This is a genomic window from Clostridium sp. (genome assembly GCF_036569345.1).
GTDB lineage: Bacteria > Bacillota > Clostridia > Clostridiales > Clostridiaceae > Clostridium_AD.
In genome coordinates this window covers 37,677-53,421 of record NZ_DATCQT010000049.1, presented here as the reverse complement: position 1 = coordinate 53,421, position 15,745 = coordinate 37,677, and the positions used below count along the sequence as shown (strand labels likewise).

At 30.1% G+C, this 15,745-nt stretch carries 15 protein-coding genes; 13 read left to right on the top strand and 2 right to left on the bottom strand.

The window, feature by feature from the left end; all coding sequences use genetic code 11:
* Both VIM70_RS04845 and VIM70_RS04840 read left to right on the top strand, forming a co-directional pair.
* Nucleotides 1-610 (top strand): 2-keto-3-deoxygluconate permease (locus VIM70_RS04845; protein WP_331944602.1); only part of this gene is annotated, 610 nt, incomplete at its 5' end.
* Nucleotides 611-786: 176 nt separating this feature from the next.
* A complete protein-coding gene (locus VIM70_RS04840; protein ID WP_331944601.1) occupies nt 787-1,695 on the top strand; it encodes an SGNH/GDSL hydrolase family protein in 909 nt (302 codons plus the stop codon).
* Nucleotides 1,696-1,750: 55 nt separating this feature from the next.
* On the opposite strand, the gene VIM70_RS04835 is transcribed toward VIM70_RS04840, so the two are convergent.
* Nucleotides 1,751-2,692, bottom strand: a complete 942-nt coding sequence (locus VIM70_RS04835; RefSeq protein WP_331944600.1) for a 2-dehydropantoate 2-reductase — start codon at nt 2,690-2,692, stop codon at nt 1,751-1,753.
* 231 nt (nt 2,693-2,923) lie between these two features.
* Between VIM70_RS04835 and VIM70_RS04830 the strand changes: the two genes are divergently transcribed.
* From VIM70_RS04830 to VIM70_RS04815, 4 genes are all read left to right on the top strand, one after another.
* Complete coding sequence (locus tag VIM70_RS04830; protein ID WP_331944599.1) at nt 2,924-3,562, top strand: alpha/beta hydrolase; 639 nt, start codon at nt 2,924-2,926, stop codon at nt 3,560-3,562.
* A 201-nt stretch (nt 3,563-3,763) separates the two neighbouring features.
* Nucleotides 3,764-5,029, top strand: a complete 1,266-nt coding sequence (locus VIM70_RS04825; RefSeq protein ID WP_331944598.1) for a D-alanyl-D-alanine carboxypeptidase family protein — start codon at nt 3,764-3,766, stop codon at nt 5,027-5,029.
* A gap of 513 nt (nt 5,030-5,542) precedes the next feature.
* Complete coding sequence (locus VIM70_RS04820) at nt 5,543-6,682, top strand: MATE family efflux transporter (RefSeq protein ID WP_331944603.1); 1,140 nt, start codon at nt 5,543-5,545, stop codon at nt 6,680-6,682.
* Nucleotides 6,675-7,190 (top strand): MarR family transcriptional regulator, encoded by a 516-nt coding sequence (locus VIM70_RS04815; RefSeq protein WP_331944597.1) that lies wholly within the window; start codon nt 6,675-6,677, stop codon nt 7,188-7,190. Before VIM70_RS04820 ends, VIM70_RS04815 begins: the two co-directional genes overlap by 8 nt.
* 53 nt (nt 7,191-7,243) lie before the next feature.
* Here the strand turns inward: VIM70_RS04815 and fliB are convergent, their stop codons facing one another.
* Entirely contained in the window at nt 7,244-8,464 is a 1,221-nt protein-coding gene (gene fliB / locus VIM70_RS04810; protein ID WP_331944596.1) for a flagellin lysine-N-methylase, read from the bottom strand.
* A gap of 194 nt (nt 8,465-8,658) precedes the next feature.
* Here fliB and VIM70_RS04805 point away from each other — a divergent pair, with 194 nt between their 5' ends.
* From VIM70_RS04805 to VIM70_RS04775, 7 genes are all read left to right on the top strand, one after another.
* Nucleotides 8,659-9,150, top strand: coding sequence for a MarR family transcriptional regulator (locus VIM70_RS04805; RefSeq protein ID WP_331944595.1), 492 nt, complete (start codon nt 8,659-8,661; stop codon nt 9,148-9,150).
* Between the two features lie 131 nt (nt 9,151-9,281).
* Nucleotides 9,282-10,460, top strand: a complete 1,179-nt coding sequence (locus VIM70_RS04800) for an ArsA family ATPase (RefSeq protein WP_331944594.1) — start codon at nt 9,282-9,284, stop codon at nt 10,458-10,460.
* Nucleotides 10,461-10,685, top strand: coding sequence for a hypothetical protein (locus VIM70_RS04795; protein WP_331944593.1), 225 nt, complete (start codon nt 10,461-10,463; stop codon nt 10,683-10,685). It abuts the gene before it with no gap.
* A 19-nt stretch (nt 10,686-10,704) separates the two neighbouring features.
* Nucleotides 10,705-11,871: an ArsA family ATPase gene (locus VIM70_RS04790; protein WP_331944592.1), complete on the top strand. Its 1,167-nt coding sequence runs from the start codon at nt 10,705-10,707 to the stop codon at nt 11,869-11,871.
* Between the two features lie 292 nt (nt 11,872-12,163).
* Nucleotides 12,164-14,056, top strand: coding sequence for a sigma 54-interacting transcriptional regulator (locus tag VIM70_RS04785; protein ID WP_331944591.1), 1,893 nt, complete (start codon nt 12,164-12,166; stop codon nt 14,054-14,056).
* Nucleotides 14,057-14,234: 178 nt separating this feature from the next.
* Nucleotides 14,235-14,534, top strand: a complete 300-nt coding sequence (locus tag VIM70_RS04780; RefSeq protein ID WP_331944590.1) for a UxaA family hydrolase — start codon at nt 14,235-14,237, stop codon at nt 14,532-14,534.
* Nucleotides 14,534-15,691 carry a UxaA family hydrolase gene (locus VIM70_RS04775; RefSeq protein WP_331944589.1) on the top strand — a complete coding sequence of 386 codons (1,158 nt, stop codon included), beginning with the start codon at nt 14,534-14,536 and terminating at the stop codon, nt 15,689-15,691. The genes VIM70_RS04780 and VIM70_RS04775 overlap by 1 nt, the downstream gene beginning before the upstream one ends.
* Nucleotides 15,692-15,745: the final 54 nt, after the last annotated feature.

Below are 15,745 nucleotides of genomic sequence, written 5' to 3'. Positions count from 1 at the left end.
TGGATTATATGCATCTCTTGCTTCACAATATGGTGATGAAACTGATGTAGGTGCTTATGCTTTATTGTCTTTAAAAGATGGTCCATTTTTTACATTAGTTGCATTAGGTGCATCAGGACTTGCTCAAGTTCCTTTTATGGCACTTGTAGCAGTATTAGTTCCAATATTAATAGGAATGATTTTAGGAAACATTGATCTTGATATGAGAAAATTCCTTGGAAGCAGTGGATTGTTATTAATCCCATTCTTTTCTTTCCCATTAGGTGCAGGAATGAATCTTGGAACTATTGTAAAAGCTGGAGGTCCTGGAATACTACTCGGAATAATAGCTTCATTTACTGGAATAGGAGCATATGTACTTTTGAAATTGTTTAAAGAAGAGCCTATAATAGGACTCGCAACAGGGTCAACTGCAGGAAATGCTGTAGCGACGCCAGCTATTATTGCAGGAGCAGATCCATCATTAATTGCTATAGCAACAGTAGCCACTGCACAAGTTGCAGCATCATGTGTAGTATCTGCTATCCTTTGTCCATTTATTGTTTCTTATGCATTTAAATTGATGAGTAAAAATAAAATGAAAAAATTAAATAACGGACATGTTGCATGATAAAATATATAGTTAGAGTATAGAATATTTTAAATACATTATGCATAGTATAGCTTATATGGTACGAATAATGTAAGCGATAGTCAATAGCCATTCTCCTGAAAAGAGAGTGGCTATTTTTTAGTTTTTCTATATTGATGGATTCAAATTTCTAAAATAATAGGAGTGATACATAAATGTATAAAAATAAAAATAATATGGTAACAATAATGATGTCTATATTATTATTAATTAATATAGTTTTTCCATTGATAAATGTTAAAGCAATATCAGTGGTAACTTCAATAACCTCAGTAAATCCAGTAATTTCAGTAAAAGTAGTACCATCTACATGTGATAGCATTAATATTAGCTGGAGTCCAGTGAGTGAAGCCAAAGGATATGGAGTTTATAGAGCAACATCTCTTAAAGGGCCTTATATTTTAATAACAGCACCTACACAATCAAGTTATACTAATACTGGACTTACAAACAATATAACTTACTTCTATAGTATTAGAGCATATATAATAGATGGAAAAACTAAAGTTAATAGTGCTTATTCAGCTAAAGCAAGTGCAAGTCCAGTACCATTTTCAACCTTTTTTAATAATGATGTATTTGTAGGAGATTCTATAACCTATCGTATGGGATCTTATGGATATATGGCTCCCAGTAAACTAATAGCCAAAGGTGGAGCAACAATTGTAGATATAAAGAATTTATTAATAGCATCAAAAGTTAAGTCACCCAAAAGAGTAATAATAATGTGTGGTGTAAATAATTTAGGTTTTGATAGATTAAATGTAACTAATTTCAAAAATTTGTACAATGATTTAATAGTAACAGCTAAAAAAAAATATCCAAAATCAAAGATAATTGTAGAACCAATATTTAAAGTTAATGCAACATGTAGTAGAGTAAAAAATATTGAAGTAGCTAAATGTAATACTATAATAAAGGGATTAGCAACATCAAATAGGATAACATTCCTGGATACATCAAGTATAAATGTAAGTTCATCAAGTATAAGAATGGCTGACGGATTGCATTTTAAACCAAAATTTTATTCGATTTGGTTAGCTTTTATAGCAAAGAGAGCATAGAAATGCTCTCTTTAATAAATTGCGTTCTTACCTTTGGAGATAATTTTATTCTGGTTTAGTCATTATTTATACTTCTTTCTTTTAATTCCTTATAAAAAAATTCAGTCATAGGAATTTTCAGTTGGCAGCTTGATGCTGATTCAAGTAATTGTCCAGAGAAGGTCTCCAGCTCATTTTGTCTTCCTAAAGTAATGTCTCTATTTAAAGAACTTGTCGCTGATCCAGATTGTTTTTGTAGTATATGATTCATTTGTACTTCTTCCAGGTCATCTGGAATATTAACTTTTAGCCTACGTGCCACGCTACACGCTTCCTCAAGTAGTGATTTCAGCTGTTGAATGGCAATTTCATCTTTTCTGATGTCTTCAGTTGTTGCTTTATAATAAGCTGTTACCACATTATAAGCACAATTCAATATATATTTTGTCCAAATAGCAGTTTCTATATCATTTTCTATTACGCATGTAATATTTGCACCCTGTAATAATTTTTGCACTTCTGATAATATGTTCTCATCATATTGATTTTGTAGGTCATAACCTATATGAACTACACCATAAGCGCTAGTGTGGTGTATGGAAAAATCTTTATTAGCTCCTGTTGTGATGTAAATCAAGCCATCCAAAACATGTCCTTTTCCAATAAATTTCCGTATATTATCGGAAGTTCCAACACCGTTAAGCAGTGGTATGATTATAGTATGCTGATCAATCATTGGCAAGATTTCTGTGCAGACTTTTTCCAATGAAAAATTCTTTACACTAAGAATGATATAATCCATTACTCCCATTGCTTCAGCCTTATTACTTGCCATTGCAGGATAAGTCGTGAATTCACCAAAAGCATCGCTGTACAATTTCAGTCCGTTTTTTTTGATGGACGTAAGCCTCTCTCCCCTGGCGAAAAAATATATATTATCATAATGATGAGCAAGCATACATCCCAGGTATCCTCCAACACCGCCGAGGCCAACTACGCAAACTTTCTTATTATTCATAAATAACTCTCCCCCTATAATCTTTATATTCTATAATTATACTATTAAATCTAAATTCTTGCTTATGGAATATTTAGATTTATTGATAGTAGTTGCCACTTACATTGACAAACAATGGATAATTTGATATATTCTAATTAATATTTGATATTAGTTAGTAATTCAAATTATCAATTTGCTAAAGGAGAATATATTCATGGTACAATCTTTATTTTATGAGGAGGTGATTTTATGAAAAGTCCATTTTTATTTACTGTCCATCTTCCTTCTAATTTGGTGAAAGAGAAAAAATATCCTGTAATTTATGCTATGCATGGAATGGGAAGTAATGAAAAGAATATCCTTAATCTAATAGAAGAGTTACAAAACGATTTTATTCTCATAGGGATTAGGGGGCCTATACTTAAGGACAATGGGTTTGCATATTTTAATATAAAAAGTTATGGTAATCCAGATATAGATTCCTTTGACAGTGTTGTAGCAAACTTAAAAGAGTTCATAAATAATGCACCCAAGAGTTATCCAATTGATACAACAAATCAATATTTGTTAGGTTTTAGTCAAGGAGCTATTTTATCTATGACCTTAGCACTTATTATGGGTGACAAACTCAAAGGTATTATTGCATTAAGTGGTTATATTCCAAAGCACGTTAAAGTAAAGCATGTTACTAAACCACTATCAAATTTGTTGGTTTTTATTTCTCATGGAGAGTTTGACCCCATATTCCCAGTAAGTGTAGGAAAGGATAACTACGATTTTTTTAAAGCTAGAGATGAAAAAGTAACTTACAAACTTTACCCAGTTGGCCATGAAGTTTCTTTAGATATTAAAAATGATTTTGTTAAATGGCTATATTCTCATCGTTGATTTTTTGAAAGTCCCACCATTAACAGATGCAAAATTGCATCTGTTTTTTGTTTTAGGTACATATTCTTAAAAGGAATAATATTATAACTTTTTAATAGTATTTATTTAAAACTCTATTTTCAATTATCTTGTAAAATGCTATACTAAAAACTGTATTTTATAATGAAAACACAATAAATTTAAATAATGGAGAGATGTAAGTTGAAACAGAAAAGATTTATTATTATGATTGTTTTATTTCTAGTATTTTCTATGAGTTCAAATGTTTTCGCTGCGGGTAACAAAGGTACTAATAATTTACCAACAATATATGGGAAAGCGGCTATCACAGTAGATGTTGCAACAGGGGAAATAATTTACGCAAAAAATGTAGACGAGAGAATGTACCCAGCGAGTACAACAAAACTAATGACCGCATTATTGCTCGCTGAGAACAGGAAGAAAACTGATGAAATAGGATATACGAAAAGTGCAAAATCTCAGCCCGCGGATTCATTAAATGTTAATTTTCATCCAATCGGACTTGATGAAAAAATGTCAGGTTCTGACGTAATGGATGGTCTCTTACTATATTCAGCAAATGATGCTGCCTATATGATTGCTGACAACGTTTCAGGAAATGCTACAAACTTTTTGAAAATGATGAATGATAAGGCGGCAAAACTGAAAATGACAGGAACCCATTTTGTAACTCCTAACGGGCTTCATGATCCAGAGCATTATACTACATCTTATGATATGAGTATATTGGCTAGGTCCGCATTTTTAAACCCATGGATAAAAGAGTCAATGGGTAAAAAGCAAAATACTTTGTCAACATCGATAGGCACAACATTTGAAATTAAAAATAGCAACAAATTGCTTGGGGTTGACGGTTGTATTGGTGGTAAAACAGGATATACTACACCAGCTGGTAGATGCCTTGTAGCCTTTTATGTAAGAAATGGAAGGGAAATTATGGGCGTAGTTATGGATTCAGTTAAAAATTCCAACGACACTTATGTTTTCGATGATATGGAAAAAATAATTAACAATAGTTATGATTTACAGAAAACAATATTACATGCGAACAATTCAGTTGTAAAAACTGAAATATTAAAATACAAACCTCTTGGCTTCTTTGGACCAGAGAAAACTGTTAGTGTACCATTGGTAGTTAAAGAGGACGTTAGTTATTACAACAACGAAGCTAACAAAAAAGATTTAAAGGAAAACATAAATTTAACAAGCATTGATCTTTCTAGTCTTGAAGGGAACAAAAGCATTGGAACCTTGACATTAACTGAAAAAGGAAAAGTAAAGTCTTACAAGCTTTATTCAACGGTTACTAAAGCAACTTTAGTAAAAAATGATATGCCTATATATCTTGTGGCTGCTGGAATATTTATTTTATTTTTAATTGGAATAGTAATTATAATAAGAAAAATTTATTTAAATAAGATAAAAAGAGGTAGAAGAAAATTTTAAAGGGATAAAGTAAAAGGGAGTTCTTTTTAAGAACTCCCTTTAAATATATACATTTATTTAATTTTTAATTAAGTAGAGAATAGTAATTATTTTTTAACTAAAGTGTTTTTTCGTTGTCTTATCACATATCCTTAAGACCTCTTATTTATAAAATTGAACTATCCTCTAAAAACTCTGAAGATTTAATATGATACATTGGACTATCCCCTTTCTATTAGCGATTCTTTTAGTTTATCTAATGAAAGTTAATATCTATGTGGAATCACTTCCACTTGTTGTACTGATTAAATTTTGTTTCTTTGTTTATAAATTAATAGTAGCATAGTAATTGATATTTGTAAAGAAATATTTTTAATTAATAATAAATATTGTTTATATAAGGAAATTTAACATAGGCCCTATTTAAAACGGAAGTGTTAAGGTACCTTAAGAAACTTCTTGACAAGGTAAGAGGTCAGGAATAATATAATAATAGTAAGGTACCTTATTAAAAGAATATAGGAGACGTTTTATATAAATAAAGGAATATCTACAATAGGTTTAAGGGGGATTATTATATGGAAAAAACAGAAAGTTACTTTTCTATTAAGTTTATTAGCTGGATGTATTTTCATGTTACTTGCAATACCATTAATTAATCCTATTCTACAAGTATTAGGGGCAAAAGGTTATACAGTTTTGTTTACCAAAAATTTTATTATGGCTTTTATTTTAGGAAGTCCATTTGTAATTGCTAACTTTGCATTAGAGCAGGTAGTACGAGCGGAAGGAGCCTCAACAGTTTCAATGAATGGAATGTTTATAAGTGTTATTATAAATATTGTTTTAGACCCTATACTAATTTTTTCATGCCATTTAGGAATCGTAGGAGCTGCAATTGGAACAGTCATTGCGAATATAGGCGCAGTATTGTACTATGTTTATTACCTTAGATATAAAAGTAATACTTTGACGGTTTCAATAAGAACATTTAAACCAACAAGTAACATGCTTAAAGATATCTTTAAAATAGGAATATCTGCTTTCTTATTGGATGCATTTTTAATTGTTTCTTGCTTATTATTAAATAATTTTTCTGCATACTATGGCGACTATGCTGTTGCTGCCTTTGGAATATCTGGGCGGCTTGTTCAACTTTCAGAATTTGTTGCTATGGGATTATATATGGGAGTCGTACCCTTAATCGCATATGCATATGCCGCTAAGAATATAAAAAGAATGAAGAGTATAATAAAGACTACAGCGACCTATATTGTGGCCCTAACTGTAACCTTATCACTTATAATATTTATTTTTAGGGAACCAATAGTACATTTATTTAGTAACAATACTAACGTAATAAACACCGGAATATACATTTTGATAGCTATGCTTATTTCATCTTTGTTTGCTGGTATTTCCGGTCTTTTTATAGCTATATTCCAGGCGGCTGGAAGAGGGAAAGAGGCAACTTTAATGTCAATAGTACAGGGAACGTTACTAATTCCTATTATGATTTTAGGAAAGTATACTTTTGGTTTACATGGGGTTATATGGTCAATGACTGTAACTGAAATTTTAACATGCACAATAGGATTGTGGTTGTGGGTTAACTTTAAGCGGGATATTTCGAAGCAAGAAATTGAAATAGAAGGAGAGGTTTTATATGAATAATTCATTATCAGAAAAATTGCGACATCAAATATATAATTTCACTAATATGACTCACAGGCAACATCATCATGGAGATTCGAGAGCCAATGATCTAAATATCGGCCGTGGGCAAGGACATTTATTGGGTATTTTACTCTCGCATGATGGTTTAACACAAAAGGAATTAAGCACACAATTACAAATTAGGCCAGCTTCACTTGGCGAATTAGTTGATAAACTAGAACGTAGTGGTTATGTTGAGCGGCGGGTAAATGAGAATGATAAACGAGTTTCAAATGTTTTTCTTAAGGAAGAAGGCCGCAAACTAGTAAATGAGATTGTAATATCAAGAAATTCGGAAGTCGATAACATGTTTTCATGTTTATCAGAAGAAGAAAAAAATCAACTTTCAACTATTATGGATAAACTAATGGATTCGATAAAAGAAAATTCGACTGATAGTACAGATAATTTGGATGACCAAGACATGAGTAGTCATAAGCATCATAGAATGGGTAAATTATTATAAGCAATATAATAAGTCTATGCCCCTTTAAAATATTATTTCAAAGGAGCATAGATTTATATAAGAATTTTAGCGAATTCTATATTATTAAGTTTATTTTCTTTTATATAATTTATTGAATCAACTAAATAAGTTCTGTGATGTTCTATGGTCTTTGAGAAAGTTTGAATAAATTCAGTTATATTTTCTTTGGAATCTTGCTTGTTATTTAGATATTTACCAACTAAATAAAACCTAATAAATGAAAATCTTATTAAAAGCATAATATATCCATCAAATATTGATTCTGATTCAGAAAAGGGGAACATATAGTTATACATAAAATTAACTAAATAATTTTCAAAAATAAAGCTATTATTATTTATAATATTTTCATTATAATCTTCAAATGCTTTTATGTACAAATCTGAATTTTTACTAATGTCTTCCTCTTGATTAAACTTGAATCCAGCTATAAGTTGCTTCGTATATTCCTTAAAAGAAAGACTGTCTACTTCTTTAGATACATTTAAGAAACCTATCATCCTTTTGAAAAAATCCATCTGAACAATATAATTTAATTGATTTTTTTCATAAGAATCACTAACTGAATCCATATCATATTTTTTAATGAATTTAGGTACATTATTATACTTATGTTTAAGTTCTTTTTCTAATGTATTTATAAAATCACCTAATATATAAAGTCTTTGACTTAAATCAAATCTTCTATTTTGTATTATTTTAACACTTAAATCTCTAATTTCTTTAAAATACTTAATAGGTGAATTATCATATTCTTTAGAGCTAGTTTCAATATCACTTGATATTATATGTTTGCCTAAAGTCTCGTAACTTTCTTTAAATTGAATTCCTTCTTCTTTTAGTAAAAGAATTCTTGCAGCTTCTGGGCAGGCTACATCAAGTGATATTTCATAACATAAATCTACTTTATTAATTATTCTAGGAAAAGATGTGCAAACATTTGAAAGATACTCTTCTCCAATTTTGGAATAAATAATACAATAATTGCTCTCATCTAAAAAAGCACACCTTTTTCCACTTTTCAATTTTACCTTCCCATAATCTACATCAGGACTTAGGTAATTATCATTATTATGAACATTTTTTTGAAACATTCTCTTCATTTCTTTGTCTTTAACCTTATAATATTGCCTAAAGGTAACCTTATCAATATCTATATCCCATCCAATACAACAGCTGTCTGTGCATTTTCCACCTATACAATTAAACTCTTTAAGGTAGGTTGGATATCTCATTTTTATATTTTTTTCCATTGTCTACATCCTTTGCATATGAATTACTTCAAGTTTTCCGTTTCATATTTATTTTACTATAGTATTTTATGTTTGTCAGAGATCTGCTAAAACTAATTCATTTATTAAGTTAAATGATATTGTATTTACAAAATAATACTTCGGTGCTAGAATCAAAATATACTTCGATACAAGAACTAGTTTGGAGGACATTTATGGATGCAAATAAAATAGAAAAAATTGTTTTTAACTACATTGATGAGTTTAAGGTTTTGTTTTTTCCGGAGCAATGGAGTGAGATATTTTTAGACTTTTCTAAAAATGAAATATTAGCTTTATTATTTTTATATAGGAAAAGAAATGCTAATATGACGGAAATAGCAGAATATATAATGGCACCATTAAATACTGCTACAGGGGTTATTGGTAGATTAGAAAAAAAAATGATGGTGGAAAGAATAAGAAGTAAGATAGACAGAAGAATAGTTTTAATAACCCTTACACAAGTCGGTAATGTAGTGATTGAGAAAGAAAAAGCTAATATTATTAAGTACATTACTAGGATATACGAAAAACTTACTGAGGATGAAATTTCTGCGGTTTTAAGTATTTATAATAAAGTTTTTGAAGTTTTTAAGGAAGATACAAATCCAGTTAAAGAGGAAGGACTCCATGTTAAAAAATTAAAAAGAATAATTATTGAATAATAAAATGCAGAGCGAACGTTCTTAGACTCCAGCGCAATGTATCTACGAACTCAGTATAGCTGAGTTTTTTAGAATAAAATACTTCGATATAAGAACTATTCATCAAGAGAATTAAAATTTGGAGGGATAAAATGAAAAGAATAATTATTTTCACAGGAAAAGGTGGAGTTGGAAAAACAAGCACAGCTGCGGCTCATGCCTTGAAGGCATCAATGGAGGGGATAAGGACTTTAATTGTTAGTACAGATATGGCACATAATTTAAGTGATATTTTTATGATAGAAATAAAAAAAGAACCTACAGAAATACGAGAAAATCTATGGGGCCTTGAAATTGATCCTAATTATGAAATGGAGAAGTATTACGGAAACATACAAGCTGCTTTTAAAAAAATGATGTTTTTTAAAGATGAAAAAAAAATAGAAAGTTTTGAGGATATTGTTGTATTCCCAGGAATGGAAGAGCTGTTTTGTCTACTTAAAATTAAAGATTTACATGATAAAGGTGATTATGATCTAATAATTGTAGACAGTGCACCAACAGGCGAAACTATATCACTTTTAAAATTTCCAGAGCTTATGAGCTGGTACATGGAGAAATTATTTCCTATTGGTAAGTTTGCATTAAAAATGCTTAGACCAATATCAAAGATAGCTTTTAAGATAGAGATGCCTGATAAAGAAGCTATGAATGATATTGAAAAACTTTATAAAATGCTTACAGAACTTCAGAATTTATTAAAGGATAGAGATAGTTGTAGTATAAGACTTGTTACGATTCCAGAAAAGATGGTAATTGAAGAGACCAAGAGGAACTACATGTATTTAAATCTTTATGATTTCAATGTAGATGCTATATATATTAATAGGATATTACCAGTTGATATAGATAATAGTTTTTTTGATGAGTGGAAGTGTATTCAAAAAAAATATATTGAAGAAATAGATTCGGTATTTTTGAATCTTCCTAGGTTTAAAATTAAATGGTATGAGGTTGATATTAATGGGATTGAGGGACTAGAAAGAATAGTAAAGGATTCTTTGGATGTTAAGGATATATTAAAAGTTCAGAAAGTAACCTTTAGTGAAAAATTTGAGAAGGTAGAAGATGGATATAAGCTTCAAGTTTACGTGCCTTTTGGAGACAAGAAGGACTTAGAGTTATATGAAACAGGTTTTGATATATCAATAAAAGTAGGCAGTTTTAAGAGGAATATTCCTTGCCCAAATTCACTATTAAAGTACTCAATAAGTAAAGCCGATTTTAATGAGGATTATTTGTCTATTTATTTGAAGGAGAAGGTGGATTAAATGAATAAAGAAATAATTAGAAAATTGATAAAAATAGAAATACTTAAATATGAAATTATAAAGGAAATTTTGCCGGGGAAAGTGGTGCATAGGCTTAACAATTTTGAGAAGGAGGCAGTTACGGTTATAAAGGATATTGCCTTAGGTTTTATAGGGGATACTTCAGAGGACCACGAGGAAGAAATAAAAAAAGAAGTTAATAAGGTTAAAATAGACTTTCTATAATTGAATTGGAGGTATTAAAGTGAGAATTATTTTATATACAGGTAAAGGTGGAGTAGGAAAAACTAGTGTTGCATCAGCAACTGCTTGTCTGATTGCAAAGCAAGGTAAAAAAGTCCTAATAATGAGTACTGATAAAGCACATAGTCTCGGTGATGCCTTTGGTATAAAGTTATCTAATATGCCCGTGAAAATCTCAGATAATTTAGAAGCTATGGAGATAGATGCTCTTATTGAAAATGAGGCTATTTGGGGAAATATTAAGGGATATATAGAAAAATTAATGCTATTAAAAACTGCAAAAGGTATTGAGGTTGAAGAATTATTGGTTTTTCCAGGTTTTGAAGATTTGATTTCACTTCTTAAAATTAAGCAAATTAGCGATGAAAATAATTATGAGGTGTTAATAGTTGATTGTGCGCCTACTGGAGAAACCATGTCTCTTTTAAAATTTCCAGAACTTTTTAAGTGGTGGATGGAGAAGATTTTTCCTATGAAAAGGAAGGCAGCTAAAATTGTAAAACCGATAATTGACCATACAATAAAGATTCCACTTCCTGATGAGAAAACGTTTGATGAAATTGAAAACCTTTATGACAAAATTCACAAGCTTCATGAGCTAATGTTACAAAAGGATAAGGTAAGCCTTAGAATAGTTACTACTCCAGAAAAAATTGTTGTTAAAGAAGCCAAAAGAAATTTTTCTTATTTGCATCTCTATGATTTTAATGTAGACGCAATAATCGTTAATAAAATAATTTCAGAGGAGGGTGGAAAAGGTTATTTTGAAAAGTGGATGAAACTTCAAAGTGAAAACCTAAGGGATATAAGAGAAAGTTTTAACCCAGTACCAATATTTAATATTGAGCTTATGAAAAGCGAAGTTAGAAATTATGAGGCCTTATTAAATATGGGGGAAAGTATATTTAAACAAATACAAGCAGAGAAAGTCCTATTTAAGGATAAAATATTTGAAGTTGAAAAATCGAGTATAGACGGAAGCTATTATTTAAATATAAATATGCCATTTGTTTCTAAAGATGAACTAAATTTACTACAAAACGGGGATGAAGTTAGTATTTCCATTAAAAATGAAAAAAGAAATTTTGTTATTCCACAAAAATTACATTCTAAGAAAATTATTAAAGCTAGTTATGATGATGGAAGTTTAAGGATACAATTTAATTGAAATGTTATACCAAATTAACAAAAACACCTTATCTTATGATTGGGTGTTTTTCACATTTTAGATTTTCAAGTAAGGCTCGAATTTATCACAATCAGCTTGTATAAGAATAGATCATTTAACATTTATTAATATATCTTAAAACTGAATATAAATTATATGTTTCGCCCCTTAATAAGTAGCTAATACTTATTAAGGGGCGAAGCTTTTATTGAATATTTGAAATTTATAATAATATTCTGTATAATTTAGTAATGATACTATAAATTTTAATGTTATTAGTAAGGAGATAAATATGAAAGAGATAGTGTTTATAGCTCCATTTAAAAATTTGGCGTGTTTAGCAGAGGAAGTTATTGAGAAGAGAAAGTATAGTAATATAGAAGTTTTGGTTGGCAATTTAAGTTATGGCGTTAATGCTGCTAAAAAAGTTGTGGAACAAGGTGCTGATATAATAATTTCTAGAGGCGGAACTTATACTATGATAAAGGAGGCAGTTGATATACCAGTGGTTGAATTAACAATGAGTTCCTTTGACATTTTAAGAGGATTTAAGGAACTCATTAATTATAAAGGAAAGATAGGGGTAGCAGGGTACAAAAACATTATCAATGGGTGTGAAACAATAGCAGATTTCTTAAATTTAAATATAGATAGAATTGAAATTAAAAATGAAGAAAAAGCAGAAGAATTATTAAATAAACATCTAAATGAAGGTGTACAAGTGTTTGTGGGAGATGTTATAGGAAGTTCCATGGCCAAGAAATTAAACTGCAAAAGTTATATTATAGAATCTGGAATAGAGTCTGTTATCTCATCAATGCAGGAAGCTAGAAGAATTTTAAAAGGGTTGAAGTTTGAAAAGGAGAAGGCTGAAAGGTTTAAAACTATAATTAACTTCATTCATGATGGCATAATAGCTATAGATCAAGAAGGTAGAATTACTATATTTAATTCTATTGCTGAAAAGATATTTCAAATTTCAGGGGAAGAAGCTGTTGGGAAAAAAGTAGAATGGGTAGTAAAGGGAACTAAATTAATAGAAGTGTTAGAGCTTGGACAAATGAAACTTGGAGCAATTCAAGAGGTAAATGGATCTAAAATTGTTACAAATAGAGTACCTATTATTGTAGATAATAAAATAACTGGAGTTGTTGCTACATTTCAGGATATTACTAAAATACAGGAGCTTGAACATCAAATAAGAGTCAAACTTCAGAAAAAAGGGTTTGTAGCTAAATACAATTTTGATGATATAAAATATAAAAGTAAATATATGAAAAATTGTATTGATAGAGCCAAAACTTATAGTAGGTATGATTCACCAATTTTAATTCTAGGAGGATCTGGAGTTGGTAAAGAGTTATTTGCTCAAAGTATCCACAATAACAGTAAAAGAAAAAATGCTCCTTTTGTAGCTATAAACTGTGCTGCGATTACACCCAATCTTATAGAAAGTGAACTCTTTGGATATGTTGAAGGAGCTTTTACCAGTGCTGTAAAAGGTGGAAAAACTGGTGTGTTCGAACTTGCACATGGCGGAACAATTTTTCTGGATGAAATAGGAGAAATGCCTTTTGAACTTCAAAGTAAATTATTAAGAGTTATTCAAGAAAAAGAGGTTATGAGAATTGGTGATGATAAAGTTATACCTATAGACGTAAGGGTTATATCAACAACAAATAAGAATATTACACAAATGATAAACCAGGGCAGTTTTAGAGAAGATTTGTATTATAGAATTAATATTTTAACATTATTAGTGCCAAGTTTAAATGATAGAAGTGAGGATATAGTTGAACTTTCAAATTTCTTTATAAAAAAATATTGTCGAAAGTATAATAAGGATATTTGTTGTATGTCAAAAAGTGCAGAAGATTATTTGAATAGGTATAATTATAGAGGAAATGTTAGGGAACTTCAAGGAATGATAGAAAGGTCTGTTATATTATGTACCGGTGCTAGCATAAATATAAAGGATATAAGATTAGAAGCCATTGAGCATCACAATATACAAAATGAAAAAAATAATGAAATTAAATCAAAAGATTTTAAAAGTTTAACACAAGTTGAAAATGAATACATAAATGAAGTTTTAGGTTATTGTAATGGAAATCTAAGTGAAGCTTCTAAAATATTAAAAATTAATAGAACAACTTTATGGAGAAAAAGAAACAACGATGCATAATGCAACGTTGTTTCTTTTTGCATCAAAATTTTGATGCATTATAAAACGTTTACAAAACGAAACCTTCTAAATGCTATAAGATGGATTTGGCATGGCAATTGCTTATTAAGTAATAAAGAAGTTATTAAGTAATAAAGGAATTATTAAATAATAAAGAAATTATTTAGGAGGGTTAGGTATGTTAAAGTTTGCAGTCATTGCTAATGAAAATGATAATGTGGCTACAGCAGTAAAAGATCTAAAAGATCAGGAAAAAATACTCATTGATTTATTTGGTAAAGACATTGAGGTGGTACTAAATTCAGATATTCCTTTTGGGCATAAGTTCGCTATTAAAAATATAGCTAAAGGTAAAGAAATAATAAAGTATAAAGAGTTTATTGGACAAGCTACGCAGGATATAAAAATAGGAGATTATGTTCATGTACATAATGTTATAAGTGAAAGAGGTCGTGGAGATTTGGAGGCATCAAAATAATGAAATTATATGGATATAGAAGAGAAAATGGAAAAGTCGGAATAAGAAATCATATATTAATACTTCCTGCATCTGTTTGTGCAAGTGAGGTTTCAGCAAGAATCGCAAGCCATGTTAATGGAGCTATATCATTACCAAATCAACATGGATGCTGTGAGCTTGGTGCTGATTTAGATCTTACAATTTCAACATTAGAGGCATTTGGTAAAAATCCTAATGTAGCAGCAGTATTAGTAGTAGGGCTTGGGTGTGAGGGTGTACCAACAAAAGAAGTTGCAGAAAATATTAAAACTACAGGTAAGAGAGTTGAATATTTAATTATTCAAGAATGTGGTGGGACAATTAAGACTGAAGCGCTGGGAATTCGAATTGCAGCTGAAATGTCTAGGGAAGTTGCTAGGCTTAATAAAGAAGAAATAGATATATCAGAAATAACGCTAGCAATAGAATGTGGTGGGTCTGATACCACATCAGGTCTTGCTTCAAACCCAGCAGTGGGATATGCATCGGATAAACTAGTTTCATTAAATGGAACATCTATATTTTCAGAAACTACAGAATTTATTGGTGCTGAGCATATATTAGCAAAAAGAGCAGTAACTAAAGAGATAGGTGAACAAATATTAAGTATTGTTGCTAATTGTGAGAAAAAAGCTAAATCAATGGGGGTGGATATGAGAGGTGGACAACCTACTCCAGGTAATATTCAAGGGGGGTTAACCACTATAGAAGAAAAATCACTGGGATGCATTTATAAAGGTGGGACTGCTCCAATAAATGGAGTTTTAGATTATGCAGAAATACCAAAACATAGAGGATTATATATAATGGATACACCTGGACAGGACATTGAGTCTATGACAGGTATGGTAGCAGGTGGAGCTCAAATAGTTGTATTTACCACAGGAAGAGGAACACCAACAGGGAATCCACTGGCACCAGTAATAAAAGTGTGTGGAAATCCACAAACATTTAAGAATATGGAAGATAACATGGATATAAATGCAGGGACTATAATTGATGGAACAAAAACAGTTCAAGAAGTAGGTAATGAGATTTTCAGTGAAATGCTTGAAGTAATCAACGGTAAACAGACAAAGGCAGAGTCACTTAATCATAGAGAATTTGGTATATTAAGACTCATGTCAACATTTTAGGTTTATAAGTATTGAAATATTTATGTAAATAATTATAATTTATTAATTAGGGGG

What these genes read in the sequence shown, in the direction of transcription:
- VIM70_RS04780 (WP_331944590.1), top strand. Translation starts at nt 14,235, where the DNA reads ATGTTAAAGTTTGCAGTCATTGCTAATGAAAATGATAATGTGGCTACA.
- fliB (WP_331944596.1), bottom strand. Translation starts at nt 8,464, where the DNA reads ATGGAAAAAAATATAAAAATGAGATATCCAACCTACCTTAAAGAGTTT.
- VIM70_RS04775 (WP_331944589.1), top strand. Translation starts at nt 14,534, where the DNA reads ATGAAATTATATGGATATAGAAGAGAAAATGGAAAAGTCGGAATAAGA.
- VIM70_RS04835 (WP_331944600.1), bottom strand. Translation starts at nt 2,692, where the DNA reads ATGAATAATAAGAAAGTTTGCGTAGTTGGCCTCGGCGGTGTTGGAGGA.
- VIM70_RS04805 (WP_331944595.1), top strand. Translation starts at nt 8,659, where the DNA reads ATGGATGCAAATAAAATAGAAAAAATTGTTTTTAACTACATTGATGAG.
- VIM70_RS04785 (WP_331944591.1), top strand. Translation starts at nt 12,164, where the DNA reads ATGAAAGAGATAGTGTTTATAGCTCCATTTAAAAATTTGGCGTGTTTA.
- VIM70_RS04830 (WP_331944599.1), top strand. Translation starts at nt 2,924, where the DNA reads ATGAAAAGTCCATTTTTATTTACTGTCCATCTTCCTTCTAATTTGGTG.
- VIM70_RS04800 (WP_331944594.1), top strand. Translation starts at nt 9,282, where the DNA reads ATGAAAAGAATAATTATTTTCACAGGAAAAGGTGGAGTTGGAAAAACA.
- VIM70_RS04795 (WP_331944593.1), top strand. Translation starts at nt 10,461, where the DNA reads ATGAATAAAGAAATAATTAGAAAATTGATAAAAATAGAAATACTTAAA.
- VIM70_RS04815 (WP_331944597.1), top strand. Translation starts at nt 6,675, where the DNA reads ATGAATAATTCATTATCAGAAAAATTGCGACATCAAATATATAATTTC.
- VIM70_RS04840 (WP_331944601.1), top strand. Translation starts at nt 787, where the DNA reads ATGTATAAAAATAAAAATAATATGGTAACAATAATGATGTCTATATTA.